This window comes from Citrobacter sp. Cpo045, from assembly GCF_030332875.1.
GTDB lineage: Bacteria > Pseudomonadota > Gammaproteobacteria > Enterobacterales > Enterobacteriaceae > Citrobacter > Citrobacter portucalensis.
The window spans coordinates 537,931-562,161 of sequence record NZ_JAOWGZ010000107.1; the positions used below are offsets into that span (position 1 = coordinate 537,931).

At 51.7% G+C, this 24,231-nt stretch carries 21 protein-coding genes and 5 tRNA genes; 16 read left to right on the forward strand and 10 right to left on the reverse strand.

The features are described from left to right. Window positions 1-215 precede the first annotated feature (215 nt). The 16 genes from mltB to OGY13_RS24445 all read left to right on the forward strand — a co-directional run bounded on the left by mltB (window position 216) and on the right by OGY13_RS24445 (window position 13,384). A complete protein-coding gene (mltB, locus tag OGY13_RS24370) occupies window positions 216-1,295 on the forward strand; it encodes a lytic murein transglycosylase B (protein ID WP_003037336.1) in 1,080 nt (359 codons plus the stop codon). Between the two features lie 191 nt (window positions 1,296-1,486). Then, a complete protein-coding gene (gene pncC, locus OGY13_RS24375) occupies window positions 1,487-1,984 on the forward strand; it encodes a nicotinamide-nucleotide amidase (RefSeq protein ID WP_048225249.1) in 498 nt (165 codons plus the stop codon). A gap of 92 nt (window positions 1,985-2,076) precedes the next feature. Beyond that, window positions 2,077-3,141 (forward strand): recombinase RecA, encoded by a 1,065-nt coding sequence (gene recA, locus OGY13_RS24380; RefSeq protein ID WP_003037330.1) that lies wholly within the window; start codon window positions 2,077-2,079, stop codon window positions 3,139-3,141. Between the two features lie 86 nt (window positions 3,142-3,227). Beyond that, the gene (recX, locus tag OGY13_RS24385) at window positions 3,228-3,728 is read left to right on the forward strand and encodes a recombination regulator RecX (RefSeq protein ID WP_032944722.1); all 501 of its coding nucleotides are present in this window, start codon (window positions 3,228-3,230) and stop codon (window positions 3,726-3,728) included. 128 nt (window positions 3,729-3,856) lie between these two features. Further along, window positions 3,857-6,484: an alanine--tRNA ligase gene (gene alaS / locus OGY13_RS24390; protein ID WP_008785617.1), complete on the forward strand. Its 2,628-nt coding sequence runs from the start codon at window positions 3,857-3,859 to the stop codon at window positions 6,482-6,484. Between the two features lie 238 nt (window positions 6,485-6,722). After that, window positions 6,723-6,908, forward strand: a complete 186-nt coding sequence (csrA, locus tag OGY13_RS24395; protein WP_000906486.1) for a carbon storage regulator CsrA — start codon at window positions 6,723-6,725, stop codon at window positions 6,906-6,908. A gap of 336 nt (window positions 6,909-7,244) precedes the next feature. Further along, window positions 7,245-7,337: transfer RNA gene (locus tag OGY13_RS24400), tRNA-Ser, on the forward strand. 3 nt (window positions 7,338-7,340) lie between these two features. Continuing rightward, a tRNA-Arg gene (locus OGY13_RS24405) sits at window positions 7,341-7,417 on the forward strand. 60 nt (window positions 7,418-7,477) lie between these two features. Then, a tRNA-Arg gene (locus OGY13_RS24410) sits at window positions 7,478-7,554 on the forward strand. A gap of 192 nt (window positions 7,555-7,746) precedes the next feature. Next, window positions 7,747-7,823 (forward strand) — tRNA-Arg (locus tag OGY13_RS24415). 171 nt (window positions 7,824-7,994) lie between these two features. Continuing rightward, window positions 7,995-8,071, forward strand: a tRNA-Arg gene (locus OGY13_RS24420). Window positions 8,072-8,377: 306 nt separating this feature from the next. Further along, window positions 8,378-8,944 (forward strand): fructose-1-phosphate/6-phosphogluconate phosphatase, encoded by a 567-nt coding sequence (yqaB, locus tag OGY13_RS24425; protein WP_003825960.1) that lies wholly within the window; start codon window positions 8,378-8,380, stop codon window positions 8,942-8,944. Further along, window positions 8,941-9,369, forward strand: a complete 429-nt coding sequence (locus OGY13_RS24430) for a YqaA family protein (RefSeq protein ID WP_213752633.1) — start codon at window positions 8,941-8,943, stop codon at window positions 9,367-9,369. The genes yqaB and OGY13_RS24430 overlap by 4 nt, the downstream gene beginning before the upstream one ends. A 77-nt stretch (window positions 9,370-9,446) precedes the next feature. Beyond that, on the forward strand, window positions 9,447-11,003 hold the full coding sequence (gene gshA / locus OGY13_RS24435; RefSeq protein WP_213752634.1) for a glutamate--cysteine ligase: 1,557 nt from the start codon (window positions 9,447-9,449) through the stop codon (window positions 11,001-11,003). Between the two features lie 149 nt (window positions 11,004-11,152). Further along, a complete protein-coding gene (luxS, locus tag OGY13_RS24440) occupies window positions 11,153-11,668 on the forward strand; it encodes an S-ribosylhomocysteine lyase (RefSeq protein ID WP_003037312.1) in 516 nt (171 codons plus the stop codon). Window positions 11,669-12,013: 345 nt separating this feature from the next. Then, complete coding sequence (locus tag OGY13_RS24445) at window positions 12,014-13,384, forward strand: carbohydrate porin (RefSeq protein WP_213752635.1); 1,371 nt, start codon at window positions 12,014-12,016, stop codon at window positions 13,382-13,384. A gap of 48 nt (window positions 13,385-13,432) precedes the next feature. On the opposite strand, the gene emrB is transcribed toward OGY13_RS24445, so the two are convergent. The 10 genes from emrB to nrdF all read right to left on the reverse strand — a co-directional run bounded on the left by emrB (window position 13,433) and on the right by nrdF (window position 24,229). Beyond that, a complete protein-coding gene (emrB, locus tag OGY13_RS24450; protein ID WP_003825966.1) occupies window positions 13,433-14,971 on the reverse strand; it encodes a multidrug efflux MFS transporter permease subunit EmrB in 1,539 nt (512 codons plus the stop codon). Between the two features lie 16 nt (window positions 14,972-14,987). Then, window positions 14,988-16,160, reverse strand: a complete 1,173-nt coding sequence (emrA, locus tag OGY13_RS24455; RefSeq protein WP_003825968.1) for a multidrug efflux MFS transporter periplasmic adaptor subunit EmrA — start codon at window positions 16,158-16,160, stop codon at window positions 14,988-14,990. A gap of 130 nt (window positions 16,161-16,290) precedes the next feature. Beyond that, the gene (gene emrR / locus OGY13_RS24460) at window positions 16,291-16,821 is read right to left on the reverse strand and encodes a multidrug efflux transporter EmrAB transcriptional repressor EmrR (RefSeq protein ID WP_003037300.1); all 531 of its coding nucleotides are present in this window, start codon (window positions 16,819-16,821) and stop codon (window positions 16,291-16,293) included. A 90-nt stretch (window positions 16,822-16,911) separates the two neighbouring features. Beyond that, window positions 16,912-17,247 carry an L-valine transporter subunit YgaH gene (gene ygaH / locus OGY13_RS24465; protein ID WP_003825969.1) on the reverse strand — a complete coding sequence of 112 codons (336 nt, stop codon included), beginning with the start codon at window positions 17,245-17,247 and terminating at the stop codon, window positions 16,912-16,914. Continuing rightward, the gene (locus tag OGY13_RS24470; protein WP_003825971.1) at window positions 17,237-17,974 is read right to left on the reverse strand and encodes an AzlC family ABC transporter permease; all 738 of its coding nucleotides are present in this window, start codon (window positions 17,972-17,974) and stop codon (window positions 17,237-17,239) included. The genes ygaH and OGY13_RS24470 overlap by 11 nt, the downstream gene beginning before the upstream one ends. A gap of 122 nt (window positions 17,975-18,096) precedes the next feature. Then, complete coding sequence (locus OGY13_RS24475; protein ID WP_213752636.1) at window positions 18,097-19,281, reverse strand: MFS transporter; 1,185 nt, start codon at window positions 19,279-19,281, stop codon at window positions 18,097-18,099. A 190-nt stretch (window positions 19,282-19,471) separates the two neighbouring features. After that, window positions 19,472-20,467, reverse strand: a complete 996-nt coding sequence (proX, locus tag OGY13_RS24480) for a glycine betaine/L-proline ABC transporter substrate-binding protein ProX (protein WP_003825976.1) — start codon at window positions 20,465-20,467, stop codon at window positions 19,472-19,474. A gap of 188 nt (window positions 20,468-20,655) precedes the next feature. Beyond that, window positions 20,656-21,720, reverse strand: coding sequence for a glycine betaine/L-proline ABC transporter permease ProW (proW, locus tag OGY13_RS24485; protein WP_008785611.1), 1,065 nt, complete (start codon window positions 21,718-21,720; stop codon window positions 20,656-20,658). Then, entirely contained in the window at window positions 21,713-22,915 is a 1,203-nt protein-coding gene (proV, locus tag OGY13_RS24490) for a glycine betaine/L-proline ABC transporter ATP-binding protein ProV (protein WP_003825980.1), read from the reverse strand. The genes proW and proV overlap by 8 nt, the downstream gene beginning before the upstream one ends. Window positions 22,916-23,269: 354 nt before the next feature. Further along, window positions 23,270-24,229, reverse strand: coding sequence for a class 1b ribonucleoside-diphosphate reductase subunit beta (nrdF, locus tag OGY13_RS24495; protein WP_048215699.1), 960 nt, complete (start codon window positions 24,227-24,229; stop codon window positions 23,270-23,272). Window positions 24,230-24,231 lie beyond the last annotated feature (2 nt).

The window sequence follows — 24,231 nt, forward strand, 5'->3', positions numbered from 1 at the left end:
TTAATCAGATTGAAAGATATAAAAGTGTTATTTTGATCTCAAAATGAAAGATAAATATTTTAATTTGAAAGTTATTGCGTGAAGGCTCGCAAATGTGAAGGTCAGAGATGAAAGGGGATGTAAATTCTGTGAAGGAGAGCGACTACCGCTTCCTTGTATGGCGGAGGATGCTTTACCATACTTCTCCCAGGCTGAATTTGTTTAATGGATGTCTCATGTTCAAGCGTCGTTATGTAGCGTTACTCCCCCTTTTCGTACTGCTCGCTGCCTGTAGCAGCAAACCTAAACCTTCAGAGACTCAAACGACTACGGGTGCGCCATCCGGCGGCTTCCTGCTTGAGCCACAGCACAACGTCATGCAAACGGGCGGTGATTTTGCCAATAATCCGAACGCGCAGCAGTTCATCGAAAAAATGGTGAACAAGCACGGCTTTGACCGCCAGCAGCTGCAGGAGATCTTGTCGCAGGCCAAGCGTCTGGACTCGGTATTGCGTTTGATGGACCGCCAGGCACCGACGACTCAACCGCCAGCCGGTCCTAACGGCGCATGGCTGCGCTACCGCAAACAGTTCATCACGCCTGACAACGTGCAAAATGGCGTAGCCTTCTGGAATCAATATGAAGATGCTCTGAACCGTGCGTGGCAGGTCTATGGTGTTCCGCCGGAAATTATCGTTGGCATTATCGGCGTTGAAACGCGTTGGGGCCGCGTGATGGGTAAAACGCGGATCCTGGATGCGCTGGCGACGCTGTCGTTTAACTATCCTCGTCGTGCGGAATACTTCTCTGGTGAACTGGAAACCTTCCTGCTGATGGCGCGAGATGAAAGCGACGATCCGCTCGATTTGAAAGGTTCTTTCGCCGGCGCGATGGGCTACGGCCAGTTTATGCCGTCTTCCTATAAGCAATATGCCGTTGATTTTAATGGTGATGGCCACATTAACCTGTGGGATCCGGTTGATGCCATCGGTAGCGTGGCGAATTACTTCAAGGGCCACGGCTGGGTGAAAGGCGATACGGTCGCGGTGCCGGCAAATGGTCAGGCACCTGGGCTGGCGAACGGCTTTAAAACCCAGTACAGCATTTCTCAGCTTGCTGCGGCGGGTCTGACGCCACAGCAGTCGTTGGGTAATCATCAGCAGGCCAGCCTGCTGCGCCTGGATATTGGTACCGGCTATCAATACTGGTATGGATTGCCGAACTTCTACACCATCACCCGCTACAACCACAGTACCCACTACGCGATGGCCGTGTGGCAGTTGGGTCAGGCGGTTGCGCTGGCGCGCGTGCAGTAATCGCTCCACCGGCCTACAGGAAGAAATCTCTTGTAGGCCGGATAAGATGCCCTGACATCGTCATCTGGCAGGTCTTATTTATGCAACGGAGCAATTTTTGGAATCCCCCTCGTAAAACGTTCTCTCCATCCCCACATTGGTTATGAAAGTGCTATCTTGTCCGGCATATTTTTTAACTGACAGAGGCTGAAATGACCGACAGTGAACTGATGCAGTTAAGTGAGCAGGTTGGCCTGGCGCTGAAAGCGCGTGGGGCGACCGTTACGACGGCGGAGTCCTGCACCGGCGGCTGGGTGGCCAAAGCGATTACGGATATTGCCGGAAGCTCCGCCTGGTTTGAACGCGGGTTTGTGACCTACAGCAACGAAGCCAAAGCACAGATGATAGGCGTGCGCGAAGAGACGCTGGCCCAGCATGGGGCGGTGAGCGAGCCTGTAGTGGTGGAGATGGCGATTGGCGCGCTAAAAGCTGCCCGCGCGCATTTCGCGGTCTCGATCAGCGGTATTGCCGGGCCGGATGGCGGCAGTGAAGAAAAGCCCGTGGGTACCGTATGGTTCGCCTTTGCCAGCGCGAGCGGCGAGGGGATTACGCGTCGGGAATGCTTCAGCGGCGATCGCGACGCGGTACGTCGACAGGCGACCGTCTACGCGTTACAAACCCTGTGGCAACAATTTCTACAAAATACTTGATACTGTATGAGCATACAGTATAATTGCCTCAACAGAACATTATCTATCACGTTTCGCGGTTTAACCCGAAAGCGGCATGACAGGAGTAATTAATGGCTATCGACGAAAACAAACAGAAAGCGTTGGCTGCAGCGCTGGGTCAGATCGAAAAGCAATTCGGTAAAGGCTCCATCATGCGCCTGGGTGAAGACCGTTCCATGGATGTGGAAACTATCTCCACCGGTTCGCTTTCTCTGGATATCGCATTGGGCGCGGGCGGTTTGCCAATGGGCCGTATCGTCGAAATCTACGGGCCTGAATCCTCTGGTAAAACAACGCTGACCCTGCAGGTTATTGCCGCTGCGCAGCGTGAAGGTAAAACCTGTGCATTTATCGATGCGGAACACGCGCTGGATCCGGTCTATGCCCGTAAGCTTGGCGTTGATATCGACAACCTGCTGTGTTCTCAGCCGGATACCGGTGAACAAGCGCTGGAAATCTGTGATGCGCTGGCGCGCTCCGGTGCGGTTGACGTTATCGTTGTCGACTCCGTTGCCGCATTGACGCCGAAGGCAGAAATCGAAGGCGAGATTGGCGATTCTCACATGGGCCTTGCGGCGCGTATGATGAGCCAGGCGATGCGTAAGCTGGCCGGTAACCTGAAGCAGTCCAACACGCTGCTGATTTTCATCAACCAGATCCGTATGAAGATTGGCGTTATGTTTGGTAACCCGGAAACCACCACCGGTGGTAACGCCCTGAAATTCTATGCGTCTGTTCGTCTGGATATCCGTCGTATTGGCGCGGTGAAAGAAGGCGACAACGTGGTCGGCAGCGAAACCCGCGTTAAGGTTGTGAAAAACAAAATTGCAGCGCCGTTCAAACAGGCTGAATTCCAGATCCTTTACGGTGAAGGCATCAACTTCTACGGCGAACTGGTTGACCTGGGCGTGAAAGAGAAGCTGATTGAAAAAGCCGGTGCATGGTACAGCTACAACGGTGAGAAAATCGGTCAGGGTAAGGCGAATGCGACCAACTGGCTAAAAGAAAACCCGGCAACTGCGAAAGAAATTGAGAAGAAATTGCGTGAGTTACTGCTCAATAACCAGGATTCAACGCCTGATTTCTCCGTTGATGACAGCGGCGAAGACGTAAAAGAAACGAACGAAGATTTCTGATAATCTGTTTTGAATCGCATGTTGTGAATCACATATAGTAAAGGGCTGCATATCATGCAGCCCTTTTTCATTTCTGAAGGCTTACTATGACAGAAGCAACTTCCCGCCGTTCCGCTTATTCCCGACTGCTTGACCGCGCCGTACGCATTCTGGCGATGCGCGACCACAGCGAGCAGGAACTGCGGCGCAAGCTGGCCGCTCCGGTGATGGGGAAAAATGGACCAGAAGAAATTGATGCCACGCCGGAGGATTACGACAAGGTCATCGCCTGGTGTATTGAAAGTCGTTATCTGGATGATGATCGTTTCGTGCAGCAGTTTATCGCCAGCCGTAGCCGCAAAGGTTATGGACCAGCCCGAGTGCGCCAGGAATTAAACCAAAAAGGGATCGCGCGTGAAGCTATCGAGCGGGCCATGCGTGAGTGCGAAGTTGACTGGGCAGTGCTTGCACGCGAGCAGGCCATTCGGAAGTACGGTGAACCTTTACCTGTCGATTTTTCAGATAAGATAAAGGTCCAGCGTTTTTTGCTCTATCGCGGCTATCTGATGGAAGATATTCAGGCAATATGGCGAAATTTTGACGATTGACCGCATACGGGATTTTACTTCCCAGTAAAGAAAACTTATCTTATTCCCACTTTTCGATTGCCAGAGGCGCAGTTTGCGTGCCGATGCTGGTAATGACATTTCGTTAGCTTGATTTCTTCAGGATAATTATGAGCAAGAGCACCGCTGAGATCCGTCAGGCGTTTCTCGATTTTTTCCATAGTAAAGGACACCAGGTAGTTGCCAGCAGCTCCCTGGTACCGAACAATGACCCTACTTTGTTGTTTACCAACGCCGGGATGAACCAGTTCAAGGATGTTTTCCTTGGCCTCGACAAGCGTAATTATTCCCGCGCAACCACCTCGCAGCGTTGTGTACGTGCGGGCGGTAAGCACAATGACCTGGAAAACGTCGGTTACACTGCACGTCACCACACTTTCTTCGAAATGCTGGGCAACTTCAGCTTCGGCGATTACTTCAAACACGACGCTATTCAATATGCATGGGAACTGCTGACCGGTGAAAACTGGTTTGCCCTGCCAAAAGAGCGTCTGTGGGTAACCGTCTATGAAACTGACGATGAAGCCTATGAAATCTGGGAAAAAGAAGTCGGTATTCCGCGCGAACGTATCATCCGTATCGGTGATAACAAAGGTGCGGCTTATGCTTCAGACAACTTCTGGCAGATGGGTGATACCGGTCCTTGCGGTCCATGTACCGAAATTTTCTACGACCACGGCGACCATATCTGGGGTGGACCTCCGGGAAGCGCAGAAGAAGATGGGGATCGCTACATTGAGATCTGGAACATCGTCTTCATGCAGTTCAACCGTCAGGCTGACGGCACCATGGAACCGCTGCCGAAACCGTCCGTGGATACCGGTATGGGTCTGGAGCGTATTGCGGCCGTGCTGCAACACGTTAACTCCAACTATGAAATCGACCTGTTCCGCTCATTGATCGAATCCGTGGCGAAAGTCACTGGCGCAACTGATCTGAGCAACAAGTCTCTGCGCGTTATCGCCGACCATATCCGTTCCTGTGCATTCCTGATTGCCGATGGTGTTGTGCCGTCGAATGAAAACCGTGGCTATGTGCTGCGCCGTATCATTCGTCGCGCGGTACGTCATGGCAACATGCTGGGCGCGAAGGATACCTTCTTCTACAAGCTGGTTGGTCCGTTGGTGGACGTCATGGGCTCTGCAGGTGAAGAACTGAAGCGTCAGCAGGTTATGGTTGAACAGGTTCTGAAAACCGAAGAAGAGCAGTTTGCGCGTACTCTGGAGCGTGGTCTGGCGCTGCTGGACGAAGAACTGGCAAAACTGTCTGGCGATACGCTGGATGGCGAAACCGCATTCCGTCTGTATGACACCTACGGTTTCCCGGTTGACCTTACGGCAGACGTTTGCCGCGAGCGTAACATTAAGGTTGATGAAGCGGGCTTTGAAGCTGCAATGGAAGAACAGCGCCGTCGTGCGCGTGAAGCCAGCGGCTTCGGCGCAGACTACAATGCGATGATTCGCGTTGATGGCGCCTCTGAATTTAAAGGCTACGAGCACCTGGAACTGAACGGCAAAGTGACCGCGCTGTTTGTTGATGGTAAAGCGGTAGACGCAATTAACGCAGGTCAGGATGCCGTTGTCGTACTGGATCAGACGCCGTTCTATGCGGAATCTGGTGGTCAGGTTGGCGACAAGGGTGAGTTGAAAGGCGCAGGCTTCGCGTTTGCCGTTAGCGACACGCAGAAATATGGCCAGGCCATTGGTCACATTGGCAAGCTGTCTGCGGGTTCTCTGAAAATTGGTGATGCGGTACAGGCTGATGTGGATGAAGCCCGTCGTGCGCGTATTCGTTTGAACCACTCCGCAACGCACCTGATGCACGCAGCGCTGCGCCAGGTTCTGGGCACTCATGTGGCACAGAAAGGTTCGTTGGTTAACGATAAACTGCTGCGCTTCGACTTCTCTCATACCGAAGCAATGAAGCCTGCTGAAATCCGTGCCGTTGAAGATCTGGTGAACGCGCAAATCCGTCGCAACTTGCCGATTGAAACGAACATCATGGATCTCGAAGCGGCAAAAGCCAAAGGCGCAATGGCACTGTTTGGCGAGAAATATGACGACCATGTGCGCGTTCTGAGCATGGGTGATTTCTCTACCGAATTGTGTGGCGGTACTCACGCCAGCCGTACGGGTGATATCGGTCTGTTCCGCATTGTGTCCGAGTCAGGTACTGCGGCAGGCGTTCGTCGTATTGAAGCCGTAACCGGTGAAGGTGCTATCCAAACCGTGCATGCTGAGAGCGATCGCTTAAGCGATGTTGCGCAGTTGCTGAAAGGCGATAGCCAGAATATCGGTGACAAAGTTCGTTCCGTGCTGGAGCGTACTCGTCAACTGGAAAAAGAATTGCAGCAATTGAAGGAACAGGCTGCGGCGCAGGAGAGTGCAAATCTTTCCAGCAAAGCGGTTGATATCAACGGCGTGAAGCTGCTGGTCAGCGAACTCGCGGACGTTGAGCCGAAAATGTTGCGTACCATGGTTGATGATCTGAAAAATCAACTGGGGTCTACCGTTATCGTTCTGGCAACGGTAGTGGAAGGTAAGGTTTCTCTGATTGCGGGTGTGTCTAAGGACGTGACAGATCGCGTGAAAGCAGGGGAACTGGTTGGAATGGTCGCTCAGCAGGTCGGCGGTAAGGGTGGCGGTCGTCCGGACATGGCGCAAGCCGGTGGTACGGATGCAGCGGCTCTGCCTGCAGCGTTAGCCAGTGTGAAAGGCTGGGTCAGCGCAAAACTGTAATAATTATAAGCGTAAGTCGACGCTGCGGACTTCAATCCGCAGCGTTTGAATCAACGCTATCGACAACGATAAAGTCAGGTTGAAGTTGTGTATATCGGCTAAACTTAGGTTTAACAGAATGTGATGCCGTGACTGCTTACACTTAGGTGTTTGTCATCGCTTACTTTTTGGCGTTATATGATGGATAATGCCGGGATACAGAGAGACCCGACTCTTTTAATCTTTCAAGGAGCAAAGAATGCTGATTCTGACTCGTCGAGTTGGTGAGACCCTCATGATAGGCGATGAGGTCACCGTGACAGTTTTAGGGGTGAAGGGCAACCAGGTGCGCATTGGCGTAAACGCCCCGAAAGAAGTTTCTGTCCATCGTGAAGAGATCTACCAGCGTATCCAGGCTGAAAAATCCCAGCAGTCCAGTTACTAAGGTTTTCGCGTCTCACCTTTCTGGTGAGGCGCAACCTGATTGAGTTACTCTTTTTCTTCTCTTTTCTTCTTCGTCTTCCCCATTTTTTCGATTCCACTGCGCGTAATGTTTTTTCCTGCGAAGTTTCCGTTTGTTCACTCCTTCAGGAAATTGCCAATTTATCTGTTGATAAAACACTCTTTTTGCCGTTTTTGCAGACTAATTGCGCGTGAAATGTGCAAACGATAAAAGCTCTGGAAAAATTGTTTGACTTATAAGTCCCAGAAAGTAATATGTGCGCCACGCAGCGACGATGAGCAGAAACAAGTTCTTCGAAGCACTCGCAAGAGGCGTGTTGGTGAGGTGGCCGAGAGGCTGAAGGCGCTCCCCTGCTAAGGGAGTATGCGGTCAAAAGCTGCATCCGGGGTTCGAATCCCCGCCTCACCGCCATTTGCATCCGTAGCTCAGCTGGATAGAGTACTCGGCTACGAACCGAGCGGTCGGAGGTTCGAATCCTCCCGGATGCACCATATTACTTGATAGCGCTTTAGCAGCGACATCAAATCTGCAGTAAAGTAAGTTTCCCTGATGCATCCGTAGCTCAGCTGGATAGAGTACTCGGCTACGAACCGAGCGGTCGGAGGTTCGAATCCTCCCGGATGCACCATCTTCTCCGAGGCAACAGCAAAACTGTTGTTTCATGGTCTGCGAGATAATCGCGAGCACCAGGGAGGATAACGTTGCTTTAGCAACGGCCCGCAGGGCGAGGCGCAGCCGAGTAATCCTCCCGGATGCACCATCTCTTACTTGATATCGCTTATCACGATATCAATATCGGCAGTAAAGCAAGTTTTCCGATGCATCCGTAGCTCAGCTGGATAGAGTACTCGGCTACGAACCGAGCGGTCGGAGGTTCGAATCCTCCCGGATGCACCATATTCTCCGAAACAACAGCAAAACTGTTGTTTCATGGTCTGCGAGATAATCGCGAGCACCAGTGAGGATAACGTTGCTTCAGCAACGGCCCGCAGGGCGAGGCGCAGCCGAGTAATCCTCCCGGATGCACCATCTTCTTCGCAGTATCAGTAGTAATCAGCAATTCCCGATGCATCCGTAGCTCAGCTGGATAGAGTACTCGGCTACGAACCGAGCGGTCGGAGGTTCGAATCCTCCCGGATGCACCATCTTCTCCTGAATAATAGCGAAACTGTTGTTTCACGGTCTGCGAGATAATCGCCAGCACCAGGGAGGATAACGTTGCTTCAGCAACGGCCCGCAGGGCGAACACTAGTGAGTCATCCTCCCGGATGCACCATCTTCTCCGAGATAACAGCGAAACTGTTTTTCATGGTCTGCGAGATAATCGGCAGCACCATCTCCCCCTCAAATCATTTCCACATACTCTCTGAACACCCCTCAATTCGCTGTCAGCGACAAAATCAATCAATTACGATAAAATAACGTCTGGTCACTCGGCTTGTGAGAAGACGATGTACGAACGTTATGCGGGTTTGATTTTTGATATGGATGGTACCATCCTGGATACCGAGCCTACGCATCGTAAGGCGTGGCATGAGGTATTGGGGCATTATGGACTACGGTTTGATGAACATGCCATGGTCGCCCTCAATGGCTCCCCAACGTGGCGTATTGCGCAGTCGGTAATTGAATTGAACCATGCCGATCTTGATCCTCATGCGCTGGCACGTGAAAAAACCGACAAGGTGAGAAGCATGCTGCTGGATAGCGTCCAGCCTTTGCCGTTGGTTGATGTCGTGAAAGCCTGGCATGGTCGTCGTCCTATGTCGGTAGGTACGGGTAGTGAAAGCGCAATTGCAGAAGCGCTGCTCGCTCACCTTGGTCTGCGTCGCTATTTTGATGCTGTAGTCGCAGCCGATCACGTACAACACCATAAACCGGCTCCTGATACGTTTTTGCTTTGTGCCGAACGTATGGGGGTTGTTCCGGCTCGTTGCGTCGTGTTTGAAGATGCCGATTTTGGAATACAGGCGGCGCATGCCGCGGGAATGGATGCCGTGGATGTCCGGTTATTGTGAGTGATGGACTGTCGCTCCTGTCACTGTTTGCCAGCAGTTTTCTCAGTGCCACGCTATTACCCGGCAATTCTGAAGTTGTTCTGGTTGCTTTGTTGGTTTCCGGGGTCAGTCTTCCCTGGGTCTTAGTCTTAACAGCAACAATGGGTAATAGCCTTGGAGGGTTAACTAACGTTATCCTTGGGCGTTTCTTTCCATTGCGTAAAACATCGCGCTGGCAAGAAAAAGCCACTGGCTGGCTGCGGCGCTATGGCGCTGTCACACTATTATTAAGCTGGATGCCGGTTGTGGGGGATTTGCTGTGCCTGTTAGCCGGGTGGATGCGCATCTCGTGGGGCCCAGTTCTCTTTTTCTTATGCCTTGGCAAGGCGCTGCGCTATGTTGTTGTCGCAGCGGTTACGACACAAGGCATTATGTGGTGGCACTAATTGTGTTGTGGGATAGCCTTCAGGGTAACCAATACCATTATGCTAATTAAAACGATTTTGACAGGCGGGAGGTCAATTTGATCCCGGACGTATCACAGGCGCTGGCCTGGCTGGAAAACCATCCTCAGGCGTTAAAGGGGATTCAACGTGGTCTGGAGCGCGAAACGCTGCGTGTTAATGCGGATGGGTCATTAGCAACGACAGGCCATCCTGAGGTGTTAGGCTCAGCGCTAACGCATAAGTGGATAACCACTGACTTTGCCGAAGCATTGCTGGAGTTCATTACTCCACCCGGTGACGACATTGAGAAAATGCTCACGTTCATGCGCGACTTACATCGTTATACCGCCAGAAACCTTGGCGACGAGCGTATGTGGCCGTTGAGCATGCCTTGCTATATTGCCGAAGGTCAGGATATCGAACTGGCGCAGTATGGTACGTCGAATACCGGTCGCCTGAAGACGCTGTACCGTGAAGGCCTCAAAAACCGCTATGGCGCGTTGATGCAGACAATCTCGGGCGTACACTACAACTTCTCGCTGCCTATGGCTTTCTGGCAGGCGAAATGCGGTGTAACCGAAGGTGGGGATGCTAAAGAGAAGATCTCCGCGGGCTACTTCCGTCTGATCCGCAACTACTACCGTTTTGGTTGGGTGATCCCGTATTTGTTTGGTGCCTCCCCGGCCATTTGTTCCTCATTCCTGCAAGGAAAACCGACAACTCTGCCGTTTGAAAAAGCCGACTGTGGGATGTATTACCTGCCGTACGCAACGTCGCTGCGTCTGAGTGATTTGGGCTATACCAATAAGTCGCAAAGCAATCTCGGAATTACGTTTAACGATTTGCATGAGTATGTGGCAGGATTAAAGCGCGCGATTAAGACGCCTTCCGAGGAGTACGCGGCGATCGGTCTGGAGAAAGACGGTAAGCGTCTGCAAATCAACAGCAACGTTCTGCAGATTGAAAATGAGCTGTATGCGCCTATTCGCCCGAAACGCGTCACTCGTCGTGGAGAAACGCCATCAGATGCGCTTCTGCGTGGCGGTATCGAGTACATCGAAGTACGCTCGCTGGATATCAACCCGTTCTCGCCTATCGGCGTGGACGAGCAGCAGGTGCGCTTCCTCGATCTGTTTATGGTCTGGTGTGCGCTGGCTGATGCCCCGGAAATGAGCAGCGATGAATTGCTGTGTACGCGTAAAAACTGGAATCGCGTGATTCTCGAAGGGCGTAAGCCTGGGCTGACGTTAGGTATTGGCTGTGAAACAGCCCAGTTCCCGCTGCCGAAGGTTGGGAAAGATTTGTTCCGCGATCTGAAACGCGTGGCACAAACGCTGGACAGCATCGATGGGGGAGAGGAGTATCAGAAGGTCTGTGATGAACTTGTTGCCTGTTTTGACAATCCTGAACTGACTTTCTCTGCCCGGATCCTACGGTCTATGATTGATGAAGGCATTGGCGGCACGGGCAAAGCGTTGGGTGAGGCTTACCGAAATCTGCTGCGTGAAGAGCCGTTAGAAATAGTGCAGGAAGCTGAATTTATTGCTGAAACCGAGGCTTCAAAGCGTCGTCAGCAGGAGATCGAAGCGGCTGATACTGAGCCGTTTAGCGTGTGGCTGGAAAAGCACGCTTGATACAAAAGAAAAAGGCCACTCGGGAGTGGCCAAAATTTCATCTCTGAAAACAGGGATGATGATAACAAATGCGCGTCTTTCATATACTCAGACTCGCCCCGGAACAAAGAGTTCAGATTATTTTTAAAAAATTTATCGGAGGTGGCTAAATGCCGTTGTTAGATAGTTTTACTGTCGATCACACCCGGATGGAAGCTCCCGCGGTCCGGGTTGCAAAAACGATGAACACCCCGCATGGCGACGCAATCACCGTGTTTGATCTGCGTTTCTGCATTCCGAACAAAGAAGTGATGCCTGAGAAAGGTATCCATACGCTGGAACACCTGTTTGCAGGTTTTATGCGTAACCACCTTAACGGTAACGGCGTTGAGATTATCGATATCTCTCCGATGGGATGCCGTACCGGCTTCTACATGAGCCTGATTGGTACGCCGGACGAACAGCGCGTAGCCGACGCGTGGAAAGCGGCAATGGCGGACGTGCTGAAAGTACAGGATCAGAACCAGATCCCGGAGCTGAACGTTTACCAGTGCGGTACGTATCAGATGCACTCTCTTAGCGAAGCACAGGATATCGCGCGTCATATTCTGGAGCGTGATGTACGCGTGAACAGCAATGAAGAGCTGGCGCTACCGAAAGAGAAACTGCAGGAACTGCATATTTAGTCTTATTGATTAGCTGTTCCAGTATTTAAATCAACCCCGGTTTATATCCGGGGTTTTTTATTGCTTAATATAATGTGTGTTTATTATATTTGCGGCGAGAATATATTTTAATTTAAATGATGCCTGACCTGTTAAATAATAAAATGTGATCTGGCAAGCAGGAAGTGGTGGATAATTAACGATGCCAGAGTGTATTGATCACATAAACTAAAAAACATAAATAATTAATAGAAAAACATAATGGAATGCGCCAGATATCCGGGTAATAACAAGACTCTTTTAATAGCCGGTAGATAGGGTTTTTATCAAATCTTATCTGGTATACATTAAACTTTAGGGATGAAAATGAAGGCTAAATATTTGGCGCTGATGATCGGTGCTTGCTTTTCTCATAACCTTTGGGCAGCAAATAATATCACTATTGAGCAGCGTCTGGCTGAACTGGAGCAACGTGTTGTTAATGCCGAAAAACGGGCATCCGATGCTGAGGCGCAAATTCGCTCGCTGAAGCAGCAGCAGGTCGCCGCTACGCCGACGGTGAATGTCCAGTCTGCCGAGCCGATTGCAGCAGGTGAAACTCCGCCTAAGCTGACATTATCCGGCTTCAGCGATATTAAGTTCTATGGCGATGTCGAATTTAATATGGATGCGGCAAGCCGTTCCGGTAGCCTGACATCGACGAGAACGTCAGCGAATAAAGATTGGGCACCAGGAACCAATGAACGCTGGGATATTAACGGACGCCTGTTGCTGGGTTTTGATGGCTACCAGCGGCGGGACAACGGTAATTTTGCAGGGTTCTCGGTACAGCCTCTGGCGGACCTGACCGGAAAAATGAACCTCGATGATGCCGTTTTCTTCTTTGGTCGTGAGAATGACTGGAAAATTAAGGTTGGTCGTTTTGAAGCCTACGATATGTTCCCGCTGAATCAGGATACGTTTGTTGAATATTCGGGGAATACAGCGAACGATCTCTACAGTGACGGTTACGGCTATATCTATATGATGAAAGAAGGACGGGGACGTAGCGACAGCGGGGGGAACTTCCTGCTGAGCAAAACCATCGACAACTGGTATTTCGAAGTTAACACATTGCTGGAAAATGGCAGTACGTTATATACCGAGAAGCAGTACCACGGAATGGATTTAACCAACGATAAAAACGTGGCTTACGTCCGTCCGGTTATCGCCTGGCAAAATGGGCGTTTTTCAACGGCGATAGCGATGGAAAGTAACGTCGTTAACAACGCCTACGGTTATTACCAAAATGGGACGTGGATCGATCAGTCAGATCGTACGGGCTATGGTTTTACCATGACCTGGAATGGTCAAAAAACGGACCCGGAAGATGGCGCGGTGATTAACATGAATACCGCCTATATGGATGCGACCGATGAGACAGATTTTACTGCAGGGGTGAATGCGTTGTTGCATCGATTTGAACTGGGTTATATCTATGCGCATAACAAAATCGAAGCCTTCAATGCTACCAATATCGATGCCGTTTGTGAGGACGATTGCTGGATCACCGATCCCGGCAATTATGACATTCACACTATTCATGCCTCATATTTATTCCCCAATGTGATGGATATGAAAAACTTTAACATCTACCTCGGTGCCTATGCTTCATGGGTAGAGGCCAATCCGAATAATGGTGATAACAGCGAAGATGCGCGTTACGGCGGGCGTCTGAGATTCAAATATTACTTCTGATTGTAGGTCTAATAAAAAAGGGATCCGCAGATCCCTTTTATCAGATAGTTAGTGTGCGCCACCACCGCCGCCGCCCGCACCGAAGGGCGGTTTGGCGAACCACACCAGGCCAAGCAGGACCAGGAAGATCCCCGCCGACATCCAGAAGATTTCGTTAGCGGAAATAATCAGCCCCTGATTGGTGATCTGCTGAGCTATCCAACCTGAAGCCTGCTGGTGCGTCATCCCTAAATCTTGCAGCTTATCGTACATAGCCTGTGCATTTGGGTTGTAGGGGTTAACAGATTCCGTTAGCTGAGCATGGTGCAGGGACTCGCGGTTTGTCCACATTGTCGTCGTAATCGATGTGCCAATGGAACCTGCCAGCGTTCGCGTAAAGTTCGACAAGCTGGATGCCGCCGCCAGACGCTCTGGCGGTAAGCCGGACAACGTAATGGTGGTTAGCGGCATAAAGAAGCAGGCTACCGCGAACCCCTGAATAAACTGCGGCCAGGCCGATGCGCCAAAGTCCATACCCGGCTCGAACGTCCACGCACGCCAGTAGAAACAGACGGCGTACATAATAAAACTGAACGTTACCAACCGACGCATATCCAGCTTATGCGCGAAGCGGCCGATAATCGGAGACAGGATCACCGGAATCACCCCAACCGGCGCTGACGCCAGACCAGCCCAGGTTGCCGTATAGCCGTATACCTCCTGCAACAGCTGCGGCAGCAGGACGATTGCGCCGAAGTAAAGCATATAGGCCAGGCTGATACACAGACAGCCGATGGTAAAGTTGCGCGACTTAAACAGCGAGAGATCGACAATGGGGTGCTCGTCGGTAAGCTCCCAGACGATCAGGAAGCTGATAGCGACAACGGCGACCACCGTCAGGATGATAATCTCCTGCGAGGCGAACCAGTCCAGCTCTTTGCCGCGGTCGAGCATAATCTGCAAACTGCCGATACCGATAACCAGCAGTGCCAGACCAATGGCGTCAATGCGCCGCTGCTCGGTTTTGGTTTCCCGACCTCGCAGGGTTTGCAGGGTCATCAATACCACCACAGCCCCGATTGGCACGTTGATAAAAAATATCCAGCCCCAGTGATAGTTGTCGCTGATATAGCCCCCAAGAATAGGACCACATATCGGGGCAACAATCACCGTCATCGACCATAGCGCGAGGGCGATGGAACGCTTGGCGGGTGGATAGTTATTCAGCAACAGGCTCTGTGACAGCGGAATTAATGGACCGGCGACAATACCCTGGATTACGCGGAAGAAAATCAGCATGTTCAGGCTGGTGGACATCCCGCATGCCCATGACGCAATGACGAAGGCGATAGTTGACCACATAAAGAGTCTTACTTCGCCAAAGCGTTTTGCCAGCCAGCCGGTGATCGGAATAGAGATAGCGTTCGCCACCCCGAATGAGGTGATCACCCAGGTCCCCTGGCTCAGTGAAGAGCCGAGGTTCCCGGCGATAGTGGGGATCGCCACGTTAGCAATGGTGGAGTCCAGCACCTGCATGAATGTCGCCAGGGACAGCGCGATCGTCATAATGACGAGCTGCGCGCCTTCCAGCGGTTTTTGCTGTTGCATCACACGCACCTTTGAATTAGCCCGCGTTGGCCCGCACGATCTCTTCGATCATCTTATTGACCGGAGCAAGGTTGATTTCACGTGCATTACTTTCTGATACCGGCGTGGTACGAACCTGGCTTGCCAGAATTTGTCCGTCACGATTTGAGGTATCTACCGTAACCAGCGTAGACAAACCAATACGTAATGGATGCTGTGCCAGTTGCTGCGCATCCAGTTCGATACGTACCGGCAGACGCTGGACGACTTTGATCCAGTTGCCGGTTGCGTTCTGCGCTGGCAGCAGGGAGAAGGCGCTGCCCGTACCCATATCGAGACCGACAACTTTACCGGTATATTTTACGTCATCGCCGTAAATATCGCTGATAACGGTCGCCGGTTGGCCGATACGCATGTGCGCGAGCTGTGTTTCTTTGAAGTTGGCATCTACCCACAGGTTAGTGGCCGGAACAACCGCCATCAGCGGCGTGGTTGGGCTAATTTGTGCACCAGGCTGTACAGCACGACGGGATACATAACCGGTCATTGGGCTGACAATTCTGGTACGTTCCAGCGCCAGCCATGCATTGCGCACTTCGGTGGCAGCCTGTTGCACAGCGGGTTGATCTTCCAACTTGCTACCCAGAATCATCGCCTGGTTAGCATTATATTGTTGGATTGCGACATCAAGCTGGGCCTGAGCGCTGGCGACGGCATCACGAGCATGTTGCAGCTCTTCGCGGCCAATCAGGTTGGCATTGCCCAGCGGGACTCGGCGATTAAAGTCGCTTTGTGCCTGTGCCAGTGCGGTTTTCTGCACTTCAATGCTTGCCTGTAACTGCTTGCTGTTGATCATCAACTGGTGCGTCTGACGCACGCTGGAAGCCAGCGCAGTTTTGGCTTTTTCAAATGCCTGCTTTGCGTCTGTCTGGTCGAGGGTGACCAGCACATCGCCTTGTTTTACAAAGTCAGTGTTATCAGCCCAGACTTTCGTCACGCTGCCTGATACCTGAGCCATGATTTGAACCTGGTTCCCTGCCACGTACGCATCGTCTGTCTCTTCGACATGACGAAGTACTAAAAACCAATAAATCCCATATGCCACGGCAATGATAATAAAGAGCAAGGTCAGAAGGAGAAGCATACTTTTACGTTTGCCATTCTTCTTGACCGGTTGCTGCGGGGTTTGAGTCTCCGCATTTGCGCTCATGTTGTTCTCCACGATCTTATTTTTTTTCACATCGGCTGAGCCGACCTGTTTATCAGACAGGCCAGCAGTATGCGTGCTGGCCTGTCGGTTTTTTCATTTATAAATCTGGATTTCTGAGCGAGTCAGCGCGTTAGCGCAGCGCTTCTAACACCGCGCCATCCTGCTCCATCTGATCAAGACGGGTCAGAAGTTTACGGGTAATTTGCTCAAGCTGATCTTTTTCGGTGGTGCTAAGAGACGACCAGAGCTGATGCAGGCAGTTATGCTGAGGCGGTAACACCTCTTGCAAAAATGCATGGCCTTTCTCGGTCAATTGCAGATGCAGACAGCGGCGATCGTTATCGCTTTCACGACGTTCGATCCAGCCACGTTTTTCTAACTCATCCGCAATGCGGGTAGCGTTAGTGCGTGACGAGCCAAGCGCACAACTCAGTTCAGAAGGCTGAATACTGTGGTTTTCCTGAGACTCCAGCGTAATCAACGCCATAAACAATGTCTCGTTAATCCCTTGAGCTTTCAGCATCTTATTGCGGTTTTCCAGCAACTTACCCTGCATGTGCATACAGAGGCGAGTCAGAAGCACTTCCTGATAAGGGAACTCTTCGTAGCGGCTGGCGCGAAATTTTAGCATTTGTTCAATGGGCGTAAACGAACTATCCATTTGGGTATAACCTCATTAATTTCAGCCGATATAGTAACGACAGTGACAAATAAAGTAAATGTATTATTTCTTTAAAATGATTGTTTTTATCTATAAGCCAACAAGCATTTTCCAGGCTAATCCATAGCCCAGAGCACTCAGTAACGTTGGAATGATGATGCTGCGGGTCTTATAGAAGCTTGCGCCCAGTATGACAAACCCCACCAGCGTAGGCACGAACCGACGAGCGTCGTGCATAACTTCTGGTGCGGTAGACACCACCAGCAGGGCGCAAATAGATGCAATGCCAATAGTGTCGAGTAGTATGCCCGTCGCGCCGCGCTTCGTCGGGCGAACATTGCCTACCCCAAGACGGAGCGGCAAATAACGAAAACAGTAATTAACGCAGCCGACCAACAGGCCAAGTAGCAGAACCTCATAGCTCATCAGGACCTCCCTGCCAAAATGACTGGATGAGCGCCGTCAGGCATCCGCAGACAATACCTGCAAGGATAGCGGCAGGTATGGAAAACAGCATGACGCCAGCCAGCGCCCCGGCCAGGGAGGCAGTCACGCAGAGCGCTTGTTTACGTTGGAATGACGCGAGCAGGAAGCTCATAAACAGCGCCGGGAGCATGAATCCCAGTGCCGCTTCAACCGCCGGGTAATCCTTGAGTAAACCACTGCCGGAAAACGCGCCGATCACCGTACCAAACACCCAGGAGGCCCAGGAGCACAGTGCGATGCCGATCATCCAGTTTTCACTCCAGCGCCGATTATCCCGGACCAGTTTTGCCGTTGCAGCGGCAAAGACTTCATCGGTAAGGCCAAAAGCCCACAGTGCACTTTTGGGTTTACTCAGTCGCTGGGCTATTCGGCTGCGCAGGGAAGGGCCGTACAAAACATGGCGGACATCCATGGCCATGACGGTAAGGGCGGCGACCCACAGCGAACTGCCCGCAGCGAGCATGGTGGTAATGACAAACTGGCTGGCTCCCGCATAGATAATGCAGGAGAAAAAGACGCTTTCAACCGGCGTAAAGCCAAGGCGAGTGGCATTGAGACCAAATGCAAAAGCGACCGGAATATAGCTGATGACTATTGGCAGGCTGTCTTTGAATCCTTCCGTTAACGTTGCCGAACAGGATTCAGACTGGGGTACAGGGCTTTCCATAGGGTTATAGGTTTCATTACCGAAATTAATATAACTTGGTTCAATGAGTTATAACCTTAGCAGACTGATGGGCTCCTTAACACCCTGTGGAGCCCAATCAGCGGTAAACATGCGCTATACGCTTAATTTACGGCTTCCTGACGGTGAAAACCTCGCCACCAGACCACCAGGTTGAGTACGGCAACGGTCGTACCCGCCAGACAAACGCCAGCCCACCCGGCATGCTGCCAGGCAGAGGCTGAAATTAGCGAACCTGCCGCTCCGCCAATAAAATAGCTGGTCATGTATCCGGCGGTCAGGCGATTACGCGCATCCGGATGAATGCGATAGATAACCGTCTGGTTGGTGATGTGTACTCCCTGAACGGTGAGGTCCAACACCAGAATACCGATAATCAGCATGGGGACGGAAGCGTGCCCAAGCCAAATAGCAAGCCAGGAGAGCAGCAGTAATAGCAGTCCTATGGTTGTGGTCAGGTGGGATTTACCTTTATCGGCAAAACCGCCCGCAGGACGTGCGCCTAATGCCCCTGCGGCACCCGCCAGACCGAACAGACCAATCATTCCTTCCGAATAGTTAAACGGCGGCGCGGCGAGCAAAAACGCCATTGAGGTCCACAGAATACTGAAATTGGCAAAAGTCAGGCAGCCCAGCATCGCGCGGGTACGCAGCAATTTATCGTGAATAAACAGGCTGAATACCGAGCCTAACAGCTGAGGATAGTTAAGATGAGTATCGGATTTCATCTTCGGCAGGCCGCGCCACAGAGCAACCGCCATCAGCGCCATTAATACTGATGCGACCCAAAATACGGTGCGCCAGCCGCCAAGATTCGCCAGTAATCCCGCCACGGTGCGCGCCAGCAGAATACCCAGCAGCAGGCCGCTCATAATCGTGCCGACAACCTTCCCGCGGTTGTCCGGTGTGGCAAGCGTTGCCGCCAGCGGAACCAAAATCTGTGCCACTACCGAGAACAGTCCGGTCAGGGCAGTACCGAGAATCAGCATACCCAGCGACTGGCTGCTGGCGGTGATCAGCATGCCGCCAGCCGCGAGCAACGTCATGGAGACAATCAGCATCCGACGTTCACACATATCGCCGAGCGGCACTAAGAACAGCAGGCCGGCAGCGTAGCCGAGTTGGGCCGCAGTGACGATAAACCCTGCGGTACTGGCAGATAGCGAAAAGTTGCGCGCGATGGTGTCGAGCAGCGGCTGCGCATAATAGTTACTGGCGACGGCGAGGCCGGTGGCAATAGACATTAACAGGATCAGCGAAGGGCTAAGTCCCTGAGTAGTTTTCGTCATTGTTTTCAACTGAGTAATGGGTTGCAGAAAACAATCATAACGGAAGTGATTAAATGTTGCTGATTTGTTGAGTGATGGATTGTGCGATTGGGGGAGGGAGGATAGGCCGGATTAGGCGCATCGCGCCACCATCCGGCATTTATGCGGTTACTGGCCTGATGGCGCTACACTCATCAGGCCTGCGAGTGGGTTATTTCTGCGCGGCCAGCGCTTCGTTCACCCAGCCGTCAAACTGCTGCTGGTGGGCTTTGATCCAGCCGTCAACGTGACCCTGTACGTCGGCTTCAGACGCTTTCCCGTCGTGCATCATTGCGTTCTGCGCGTTGATATCCGCCAGCGGCAGCTTCATGATGGCAAACAGTTTCGCCGCAGCCGGGTTTTTCTCCGCCCAGGCTTTATTGGCGACAATATGCATAGTGTTCACCGGGAAGCCGTAGTTGGCGCCGTTTGGCAGTTTGGTATCAATATCTTTCTGCTCACCTGGCAGGGAAGAGAACGGCACCTGCAGCCAGACCACATCTTTACCAGGTTTCATTACGTCGCTCACCCAGTACGGTGTCCAGGTGTAGTAAAGAATGGGTTTACCTTCTTTGAAGCGGGTAATTGTGTCGGCCATCATCGCCGCATAGTTACCGTGGCTGACCTCGACGGTTTTTTCCAGATCGAAAGCTTTGTTCTGGTGGTTGATTACTGCTTCACAGCCCCAGCCCGGTGAACAGCCCATCATATCGGCTTTTCCGTCACCGTTGGTGTCAAAGATTTTGGCGATCTTCGGATCTTTTAACTGGGCGATATTGGTGATTTTATACTGCTCAGCGGTTTTCTTGTCGATCAGATAACCCTGTGCGGCACCCGTAACGAATACCCCCTCGCGATAAAACTTTTTGTCTCCGCCCGCAGCGGCGTACATATCATCATGCAGCGGCTGCCAGTTCACGGCGGTAAAAGTTGCATCGCCAGAGGCAATGGAGGTATAGCCGACGTTGTAGTCAACTTCGCTGGTTTTGTTAACGGTGTAACCCAGTTTCTCCAGCGCACGGGCGACTAACTGCGTCTGGAAGGATTCTTCAGAGATAGTGCTCTGGATTGGCTGTACGGTGATGCCTTTGCCCGGCAGGTCGGCAGCGAAAGTGCTGGTGGAGACAAGGGTGGCAAACGCTGTGGCAATAATTACTTTCTGTCGCATCGTTGTTCCTTATTACACTTCATCCTTCAAGCTGCCTCTTTGTTGGCTGCACTCATGCGCCCCAGTCACGTACTACTTGTACGCTCCTGGGATACATTCGTTTGCCGCCGCGATGCAACTTGAATGATTTTGTGTAAGTTAATGAATTGTATGCCCGGTAAGCAATGCGCTACCGGGCAACGGGTGTATTACTTCGTGAAAGGGCGAGTGATAAGCCCAATGGGACCGGTGGTATACCAGCGACGGTTGCCACGACTACGCGAGTCGCGACCGACGGCCTGCGTCAGGCGGTCGAGAATGATAGCGAGGATCACAATCCCAACCCCGCCGACGGTGGCAAGCCCCATATCCAGACGACCGATTCCGCGTAGAACCATCTGGCCCAGTCCGCCGACGGCAATCATCGATGCGATGACGACCATTGAGAGTGCCAGCATCAGCGTCTGGTTAACCCCAGCCATAATGGTGGGCATTGCCAGCGGGAGCTGCACTTTAAACAGCATCTGACGCGGGCTGGCGCCAAACGAGCGCGAGGCTTCAATCAGATCGGCTGGCACTTGGTTAATCCCCAGAATAGTCAGACGCACGATTGGTGGCAGGGCGAAGATAATCGTCACCACTACGCCCGGGACGTTACCAATACCGAACAGCATGACAATCGGCACCAGATAGACAAACGCGGGTGTGGTTTGCATGGCGTCCAGCAGCGGGCGAACAATTTTTGCTGCCCGTGGACTGCGCGCCAACCAGATCCCCATCGGCAGACCGATCACCACGCAGAACAGCAGCGCGGTCAACACCAGCGCCAGGGTTATCATGGCCTGCGACCACGCGCCGATGGCACCGATAGCAATCAAGGAAATCAGCGTCGCAACGCCCATCCCCACGCCGGAAATCTGCCAGGCAATCAGCGCGAACAGGATAATCGCCACGGGCGCTGGCATACCCAACAGCAGCTGTTGAAAGCCGTTGAGAATGTAATCCACCGGGACACGAATGCCCTGGAAGACCGGACGGAAATGGGTAACGACCCAGTCGATCCCCTCTGTGACCCAACTGTCAAGCGGGATCAGCGTTTTATGGAACGGATCCATAATATTGAAATGCTCTGGTGCCGGCGCGGGTGCGCTGGTTAGCCAGTCCGCGCCACCACCGTCAGTGGGGGCGCCTGATGGCGTACTCCAGGCATCAGCATTTTGTGCGGCACTGTCGGCCGCTGGTGTGGTGTCCCACGGATTAGTTTGATCAGCCATTGTTTACCCCCTCACGATCTAAAGCCTGTAACAGCATGCGTTTTGAAATGACGCCCACATACTGCTGTTCCTCATCTACAACCGGCACCGCGCACGGGGCCTGACCGACATGAGAAAGCAACTCGCTGAGAGGGGTTTGTGCATCTACGGCTAACGGCTCATCGATCAATGCCGCTTCAATACCTTGCGCCTGACTTAACGCTGTTTTTAATGAGTCGATAGAGACAACGCCAACGAATTTATTGCCGCGTTCGATCACGTAACCATATTCGCGATCTTTGTCTTGCAATAATTGCAGCGCAGAACGTGGACCCACCCCGGGGTTTTTACGAATCAAACCTTCGGGACTACGGCGTGAAATATCTTTCGCGCTAAAGACCTGGCTAATATCGACGCCACGGAAGAAGGTGCGTACATAATCATTGGCCGGATTATTCAGGATTTCATCTGGCGTGCCGACCTGGACCACTTCACCGTTTTGCATAATGGCAATTCTGTCGCCAATGCGCATGGCTTCGTCGAGGTCATGCGATATAAAGACCACGGTACGTTGATGCTTCGCCTGTAGTTTTACCAGTTCATCCTGCATCTCAGTACGAATTAATGGATCGAGGGCTGAGAAGGCCTCATCCATTAATAAGATGTCAGGGTTAATGGCTAATGCGCGGGCGAGGCCTACACGCTGGCGCATCCCCCCGGAAAGTTCATCCGGGTAGCCGTGAGCATAATTCTCCAGACCAACCTGACGTAGCGCATCTAACGCTTTTTCACGACGTTCATCCGCGCCGACACCGGCTAATTCCATGCCGAATGCCGTATTGTCCAGCACCGTCATGTGCGGCATCAGGGCAAAGGACTGGAACACCATCGCAATCTTTTTTCTGCGCACCTCGCGAAGCTCGGCATCGGATATGCGGGCGATGTCTACGCCGTCAATCAATACCTGTCCGCGGGTGGGTTCAATCAGGCGATTGAGAAGGCGTACCATTGTGGATTTACCCGAACCGGATAATCCCATGATGACAAATATCTCGCCTTCTTCAATGGCCAGACTGGCGTTCTTAACGCCAAGCGATAGCCCCGTTTTATCCAGAATCTGCTCTTTTGAAAGTCCTTTTTCAATATATTTGAAGGCTCTCTGGGGATGCTCTCCAAATATCTTATAGAGATTTTTAACTTCTAATTTAATTGCCATGCAATAGAATGATTCCTGTTATTTGTTTATATCGATATATTACCTGATGGAAATAGTGACCTTTTTCTACCCTAACATACTGAGAATCTGAGACAACCCTGAATTTGGTTGTGGCATGAATATTGCCAAAGGCCAAGTGGCGGGACTTCCCGTGATATAAGGGCTGAGCGCGAATGTGAACGGGTTAATATTTTTTGTAAATGGCAATGAAAAATCGCCTGAATTGCTGGAATGCAGGCGAATAATGCGACTGATATTGAGTGTAGATCACACAATTATATTTGCACGACAAAAGTGTGATCCTGTTAAAATATTTCCGCGAAAAATGTACGGTATTTCCCGTGAAAATGAGCGCTAGAAATTCCAGTCGTCATCTTCGGTTTCGACCGCTTTTCCCATCACATAAGATGAGCCGGAACCCGAGAAGAAATCGTGGTTTTCGTCAGCGTTGGGCGACAGCGCGGCAAGGATTGCCGGGTTAACCTCCGCCATTTCAGGCGGGAATAGCGCCTCATATCCCAAATTCATTAATGCCTTATTGGCGTTGTAACAAAGGAAGGCTTTGACGTCATCCACCCAGCCGGTTTCTGCATACAACTCTTCAGTATAACGCGCTTCGTTATCATACAATTCCATCAGCAGGTCAAAGGCAAAATTCTTTAACTCCTCGCGTGCGGATTCGGAAATATGCTCCAGACCTTTTTGATATTTATAACCAATGTAATACCCATGAACCGCTTCATCACGAATGATCAGACGAATGAGATCGGCGGTATTGGTCAATTTGCCGCGGCTGGAAAAATACATTGGCAACCAGAAGCCAGAATAGAACAGGAAGGATTCCAGAAACACGCTGGCTATTTTTTTCTTCAACGGTTCGTCGCTGGCGTAATGTGTCAAAACGATCTGCGCTTTGCGCTGAAGTGGGGTATTTTCCTCACTCCAGGCGTAGGCAGCATCCACGTCTTTGGTCTGGCAAAGGGTAGAGAATATTGAGCTGTATGAACGGGCGTGCACCGCCTCCATAAAGCTGATATTCGACAGCACCGCCTCTTCATGCGGCGTTAACGAATCAGCCATTAACGCTGGCGCTCCGGCAACATTCTGAATGGTGTCGAGCAGCGTCAGCCCGGTAAAAACGCGGATTGTTAACTGCTGTTCGGCGGCGTTCAACGTTTGCCAGGCCGGAATGTCATTGGAGAGCGGGACCTTTTCCGGGAGCCAGAAGTTACTGGTCAGACGGTTCCATACCTCAAGATCTTTATCATCCTCAATCTTGTTCCAGTTGATGGCGCTCACGCGGGATAATGTCATTT

Excerpts from the sequence above, each read along its gene's own strand:
- proV (WP_003825980.1), bottom strand. The coding sequence starts at position 22,915 with ATGGCAATTAAATTAGAAGTTAAAAATCTCTATAAGATATTTGGAGAG.
- emrB (WP_003825966.1), bottom strand. The coding sequence starts at position 14,971 with ATGCAACAGCAAAAACCGCTGGAAGGCGCGCAGCTCGTCATTATGACG.
- ygaH (WP_003825969.1), bottom strand. The coding sequence starts at position 17,247 with ATGAGCTATGAGGTTCTGCTACTTGGCCTGTTGGTCGGCTGCGTTAAT.
- alaS (WP_008785617.1), top strand. The coding sequence starts at position 3,857 with ATGAGCAAGAGCACCGCTGAGATCCGTCAGGCGTTTCTCGATTTTTTC.
- OGY13_RS24475 (WP_213752636.1), bottom strand. The coding sequence starts at position 19,281 with ATGACGAAAACTACTCAGGGACTTAGCCCTTCGCTGATCCTGTTAATG.
- pncC (WP_048225249.1), top strand. The coding sequence starts at position 1,487 with ATGACCGACAGTGAACTGATGCAGTTAAGTGAGCAGGTTGGCCTGGCG.
- yqaB (WP_003825960.1), top strand. The coding sequence starts at position 8,378 with ATGTACGAACGTTATGCGGGTTTGATTTTTGATATGGATGGTACCATC.
- proW (WP_008785611.1), bottom strand. The coding sequence starts at position 21,720 with ATGGCTGATCAAACTAATCCGTGGGACACCACACCAGCGGCCGACAGT.
- proX (WP_003825976.1), bottom strand. The coding sequence starts at position 20,467 with ATGCGACAGAAAGTAATTATTGCCACAGCGTTTGCCACCCTTGTCTCC.
- emrR (WP_003037300.1), bottom strand. The coding sequence starts at position 16,821 with ATGGATAGTTCGTTTACGCCCATTGAACAAATGCTAAAATTTCGCGCC.
- nrdF (WP_048215699.1), bottom strand. The coding sequence starts at position 24,229 with ATGACATTATCCCGCGTGAGCGCCATCAACTGGAACAAGATTGAGGAT.
- recA (WP_003037330.1), top strand. The coding sequence starts at position 2,077 with ATGGCTATCGACGAAAACAAACAGAAAGCGTTGGCTGCAGCGCTGGGT.
- mltB (WP_003037336.1), top strand. The coding sequence starts at position 216 with ATGTTCAAGCGTCGTTATGTAGCGTTACTCCCCCTTTTCGTACTGCTC.
- emrA (WP_003825968.1), bottom strand. The coding sequence starts at position 16,160 with ATGAGCGCAAATGCGGAGACTCAAACCCCGCAGCAACCGGTCAAGAAG.
- csrA (WP_000906486.1), top strand. The coding sequence starts at position 6,723 with ATGCTGATTCTGACTCGTCGAGTTGGTGAGACCCTCATGATAGGCGAT.
- OGY13_RS24470 (WP_003825971.1), bottom strand. The coding sequence starts at position 17,974 with ATGGAAAGCCCTGTACCCCAGTCTGAATCCTGTTCGGCAACGTTAACG.
- luxS (WP_003037312.1), top strand. The coding sequence starts at position 11,153 with ATGCCGTTGTTAGATAGTTTTACTGTCGATCACACCCGGATGGAAGCT.
- recX (WP_032944722.1), top strand. The coding sequence starts at position 3,228 with ATGACAGAAGCAACTTCCCGCCGTTCCGCTTATTCCCGACTGCTTGAC.
- OGY13_RS24445 (WP_213752635.1), top strand. The coding sequence starts at position 12,014 with ATGAAGGCTAAATATTTGGCGCTGATGATCGGTGCTTGCTTTTCTCAT.